Annotated in this window: 5 protein-coding genes; all 5 read left to right on the plus strand. The window is 64.3% G+C overall.

Features of this window, described 5'->3' with window-relative positions; all coding sequences use genetic code 11:
- Positions 1 to 40 precede the first annotated feature (40 nt).
- On the plus strand, positions 41 to 1060 hold the full coding sequence (locus ACXJL8_RS33030; protein WP_456686300.1) for an NAD-dependent epimerase/dehydratase family protein: 1020 nt from the start codon (positions 41 to 43) through the stop codon (positions 1058 to 1060).
- 26 nt (positions 1061 to 1086) lie between these two features.
- Entirely contained in the window at positions 1087 to 2499 is a 1413-nt protein-coding gene (locus ACXJL8_RS33035; protein ID WP_456686301.1) for a mannose-1-phosphate guanylyltransferase/mannose-6-phosphate isomerase, read from the plus strand.
- A 236-nt stretch (positions 2500 to 2735) separates the two neighbouring features.
- Complete coding sequence (gene gmd, locus ACXJL8_RS33040; protein ID WP_456624427.1) at positions 2736 to 3806, plus strand: GDP-mannose 4,6-dehydratase; 1071 nt, start codon at positions 2736 to 2738, stop codon at positions 3804 to 3806.
- The gene (gene fcl, locus ACXJL8_RS33045; protein ID WP_456686302.1) at positions 3787 to 4728 is read left to right on the plus strand and encodes a GDP-L-fucose synthase; all 942 of its coding nucleotides are present in this window, start codon (positions 3787 to 3789) and stop codon (positions 4726 to 4728) included. The genes gmd and fcl overlap by 20 nt, the downstream gene beginning before the upstream one ends.
- Before the next feature lie 176 nt (positions 4729 to 4904).
- Positions 4905 to 5340, plus strand: a 436-nt coding sequence (locus ACXJL8_RS33050) for a 2-dehydropantoate 2-reductase N-terminal domain-containing protein (RefSeq protein WP_456686303.1), incomplete at its 3' end; no start/stop codon positions are given.

Below are 5340 nucleotides of genomic sequence, written 5' to 3' on the forward strand. Positions count from 1 at the left end.
CACTTGAACAGGTCAGGCAATGCATCGCGGAATGAATGAGATGACAACTTATAGGCCAGAGATCTTGACCGGCGCCGCCGTCTTCATCGGAATGCACGTTTGTGAACGGCTGTTGGCACGCGGCGAACAGGTCGTTGGCATCGACGCATTCACGCCATATTACGATCCGGCGCTGAAGCGCGCGCGTCTCGAAACCCTCAAGCACCGCCCCGGCTTCAGCTTCTACGAGATCGACCTCGCAGATTTTGCCGCGGTGATGCGTGTGTTCGACGAGGTCTCGCCCGATCGCGTCGTTCACCTGGCGGCTCAGCCGGGGGTGCGTGCGTCGATCGACGATCCCATCACCAGCATTCGCGCCAATTGCGACGGCTTTGTCACCGTGCTCGAAGCCGGGCGGCGCCACGGTGTGGCGCATCTTGTCTACGCCTCGTCGAGCTCGGTGTATGGCGCCAACCGCACCCTGCCGTATTCGACCGAGCACTCGGTGAACCATCCGGTCAGCCTTTATGCCGCGAGCAAGAAGGCCAACGAACTGATGGCGCATACGTTCGCGCATGTTCACGCGCTGCCGGTAACCGGTCTCCGCTTCTTCACCGTCTACGGTCCGTGGGGCCGGCCCGACATGGCCGCCTATCTGTTCACGCGTGCGATCTTTGCGAGTGAGCCGATCAAGATTTTCAATAACGGCAATATGTGGCGCGACTTCACCTATGTCGACGACATCGTCGAAGGTGTGATCCGCACGCTCGACCGGCCTGCGGCGCCGAACCCCGCGTGGAACGCCGAGCAGCCGGAGTGCTCGACGAGTTACGCGCCGTATCGCGTCTACAACATCGGCAACAACAGGTCGGTCAATCTGATCGAATTCGTCGAGACGCTGGAAAAGATCATCGGCAAGCCGGCGATCCGCAAGCTTCTGCCGATGCAGGCCGGCGACGTCCTGGAGACGCGTGCCGACATTTCGGCCCTGCAACGCGACGTCGGCTTCGCGCCCTCGACGCCGCTGGCGGATGGCTTGGGCCGCTTTGTCGAATGGTATCGACAGTATCACCGTGTTTAACAACCCCTCAGATGAGTAGCTCGCACGTGTCTCAAAAAATTATCCCCCTGATCATGTGCGGCGGTGCCGGCACGCGGTTGTGGCCGGCCTCGCGCGAGGTGCGGCCGAAGCAGTTCCTGCCGCTGTTCGGTACCCGCTCGACCTTCCAGGACACGCTGCTGCGCGTCTCGGAYRGCGCGCTGTTCGAGCGTCCGATCGTCATCACCAATGCGTCCTACCGCTTCATGGTGCTGGAGCAGCTCGCCGAGATCGGCATCGAGGCCGACGTGATCCTCGAGCCGATGCGGCGCGACTCCGGACCTGCGATCGCCGCCGGCGCCGTGTTCGCGCAGAACCGCGCCGCTGAGGCGATCGTGCTGGCGCTCGCCGCCGACCAYGTGGTGCAGGACAAGGCCGCCTTCGTCGCCGCGTGCCGCGARGGYCTTGCCGCCGCGGGCACCGGGCGCATCGTCACCTTCGGCGTCAAGCCGGAGCGGGCGGCGACCGAATACGGCTATATCAGCCCGGGCGAGGTGATCTCGGGCGAGGTGCACGCGGTCGCGCGCTTCGTCGAGAAGCCGGATGCCGTGAAGGCCGCCGACTACGTCAATTCCGGCTATCTCTGGAACAGCGGCAACTTCATGTTCCCGGCCGCCCTGCTGCTCGACGAATACCGCAAGGTCGATGCTGCGAGCGTGGAGGCGGTCTCCAATGCGGTCASCAAYGCCGGCCGCGATCTCGGCTTCGTGACGCTGGAGCCGGAGGCGTTCGGYGCRGYGAAGGCGATCTCGATCGACTACGCGGTGATGGAGAAGACGTCGCGCGCCGCCGTGGTGCCGGTGTCCTGCGGCTGGTCCGACGTCGGCTCCTGGCACGCGGTGTGGGAATTGTCGGAGAAGGACGCGSAGGGCAATGCCGCGCACGGCACGGCSGTGTTCGAGGAYTCCCGCAATTGCAACGTCACCACCGATGCCGCGCTGGTCGCGCTCGAAGGCGTCGACGACCTCGTCGTGGTTGCGACGGCSGACGCGGTGCTGGTCTCGCGCCAGAAGGATGCCAACGGCCTGAAGCGCCTGGTGACCAGGCTCAAGGCGGTCGCSCCGAAGGTCACCGAGGAGCATCTCAAGGTGCATCGGCCCTGGGGCAGCTACCAGTCGGTCGACAATGGCGAGCGCCACCAGGTCAAGCGCATCGTGGTCAAGCCGGGCGGGCGGCTGTCGCTGCAGAAGCACCATCACCGCGCCGAGCACTGGATCGTGGTCCGCGGCGCCGCCCGCGTCACSGTCAACGAGACCGTGAAGACGGTGCACGAGAACGAGTCGATCTACATCCCGATGGGCGCGGTGCACCGGATGGAGAACCCCGGCAAGATCATGCTGGAACTCATCGAGGTCCAGACCGGCAGCTATCTCGGGGAAGACGACATCATCCGGATTGAAGACGACTATCAGCGCTCCTGAAGGAGGCGTTCGAGCAAGCCCCCAACAGCGAGGGGCGCCGGTACGCTGGATTCGGCTGGCTGCCCGGGCTCTGGTATCCAAGAGCCATATGGATCATCCGGGCGCCCCGTCCGGGTTGACCCGGAGGGCCGATATGTCCAAGAAGGGGCCGGTTGCGCGCTGGCTGCGCAGGGGTTGCTGCGCCGCCAGGCACGTGTGCGACGGACCATCTTGACAGGATTTCAAGGCTTCAGGCCATGCGTGAGCGGATTGCTCTCATCACCGGCGTGACCGGGCAGGACGGCGCCTATCTCGCCGAGTATCTGCTGTCGCTCGGCTATGTCGTGCACGGCATCAAGCGGCGCTCGTCCTCGTTCAACACCGCGCGGGTCGATCATCTCTACCAGGACCCGCATGTCGGCAACGTGCCGTTCCTGATGCATTACGGCGACATGACGGATTCGACCAACTTGATCCGCCTGGTGCAGCAGATCCGGCCGACCGAAATCTACAATCTCGCCGCCCAGAGCCACGTCGCCGTCAGTTTCGAAAGCCCGGAATACACCGCCAATGCCGACGCCATCGGCGTGCTGCGGCTCTTGGAAGCGATCCGCATCCTCGGCATGGAGAAGGAGACGCGGTTCTACCAGGCCTCGACCTCCGAGCTCTATGGCCTCGTCCAGGAGATCCCGCAGAAGGAGACCACGCCGTTCTATCCGCGCTCGCCTTACGGCGTGGCAAAACTCTACGGCTACTGGATCACGGTGAACTACCGCGAGGCCTATGGCATGTTCGCGTCCAACGGCATCCTGTTCAACCATGAGAGCCCGATCCGCGGCGAGACCTTCGTCACCCGCAAGATCACCCGCGGCGTCGCCCGCATCGAGGTCGGCCTCGAAGACACGCTCTATCTCGGCAATCTCTCGGCCAAGCGCGACTGGGGCCATGCCCGCGACTATGTCGAAGGCATGCACAAGATCCTGCAGGCCGACAAGCCCGACGATTTCGTGCTCGCCACCGGCGAGATGCGCTCGGTGCGGGAAATGGTCGAGCTGTCGTTTGCGCAGGTCGGCCGCCGCATCGCATGGCGCGGCGCGGGCGTCGACGAGACCGGCGTCGATGAGACGAGCGGCAAGACCGTGGTGAAGATCGATCCGACCTACTTCCGCCCCACCGAGGTCGATCTGCTCGTCGGCGACGCCAGCAAGGCGCGCGAGGTGCTCGGCTGGACGCCGAAGCGGAGCTTCATCGAGCTGGTCGAGGAGATGGTGGCGAGCGATCTGGCGGAGGCAAAACGGGACGCGGCCAGTGGCAAACGCACCGTTTGAGCTCACAGGCAAGACCGTCTACGTCGCCGGCCATCGCGGCATGGTCGGCAGTGCGCTGGTGCGCCGGCTGGCGCGCGAGGACGTGAAGCTTCTCACGGTCGACCGGCGCGAGGTCGATCTGTGCAACCAGGCCGCGGTGTTCGACTGGTTCGCCAGGATGCGGCCGCAGGTCGTCTTTCTCGCCGCCGCCAAGGTCGGCGGCATCGTCGCCAACGACACGCTGCGCGCGGAGTTCATCTACGACAACATCGCGATCGCGGCCAATGTGATCCAGGCCGCGCATCAAAACGGCGCCGGGAAGCTGATGTTCCTGGGCTCCTCCTGCATCTATCCGAAGCTGGCGGCGCAGCCCCTGCGCGAGGATTCGGTGCTGACCGGCCCGCTGGAGCCGACCAACGAGCCCTATGCCATCGCCAAGATCGCCGGCATCAAGATGGTGGAGGCCTATCGCAGCCAGTACGGATCCGACTTCATCAGCGTGATGCCGACCAATCTCTACGGTCCCGGCGACAATTATCATCCCGAACTGAGCCATGTGGTCGCCGCCCTGATCCGGCGCTTCCATGAGGCGAAGGTTGCGGGCGCCAGAAGCGTCGTCGTGTGGGGCACCGGCACGCCGCGGCGCGAGTTCCTCTATGTCGACGACATGGCGGACGCCTGCGTGCACCTGATGAAGACCTATTCGAGCGCGGAGCTGGTCAATATCGGCACCGGCGAGGACATCACCATCGCCGAGTTCGCCCGCATCGTCGCCGACATCGTCGGCTATCGCGGCGAGATCAGTTTCGACACCGCGCGCCCCGATGGCACGCCGCGCAAGCTGCTCGATGTCAGCCGGCTCGCCAAGCTCGGCTGGCGCGCGACGACGTCGCTCGAGGATGGTTTGAAGCGTGCATATGCGGCGTATCTATCGCATACGTAGATTGCAACAATCGCATGTCGCTTATTTCGGGAAATGTCCGCCGCTGTTTCAGCGCAGAGCGGTCAAGATTTATTCGGCCCGCGCAGCAACTTGCCCTAATGTTGGGCGTGCGGCCGGATAGAGAAATGGTCTAGGGTGTTCAGCGGAACATCCGTCTTCAACGGAAAGAGTTTTTCATGCGAATCGCAATGATCGGCACGGGCTATGTGGGACTGGTCTCCGGAGCCTGCTTTGCGGATTTCGGTCACGACGTCACCTGCGTCGACAAGGACGAGAAGAAGATCGCGGCACTCCATCGCGGCGAGATCCCGATCTACGAGCCCGGCCTCGACGAATTGGTCGCAACCAACGTCAAGGCCAAGCGGCTCGACTTCACCACCGACCTGTCGAAGCCGGTGGCCGATGCCGATGCSGTSTTCATCGCGGTCGGCACGCCGTCGCGCCGSGGCGACGGTCACGCCGATCTSTCCTAYGTCTAYGCSGCYGCGMRMGAGATCGCGCAGTCGCTGTCCGGCTTCACCGTCGTGGTGACGAAGTCGACGGTTCCGGTCGGCACCGGCGACGAGGTCGAGCGCATCATCCGCGAAACGAACCCTGCGGCCGACGTCGTGG

It is taken from the genome of Bradyrhizobium sp. P5_C11_2, from assembly GCF_054049755.1.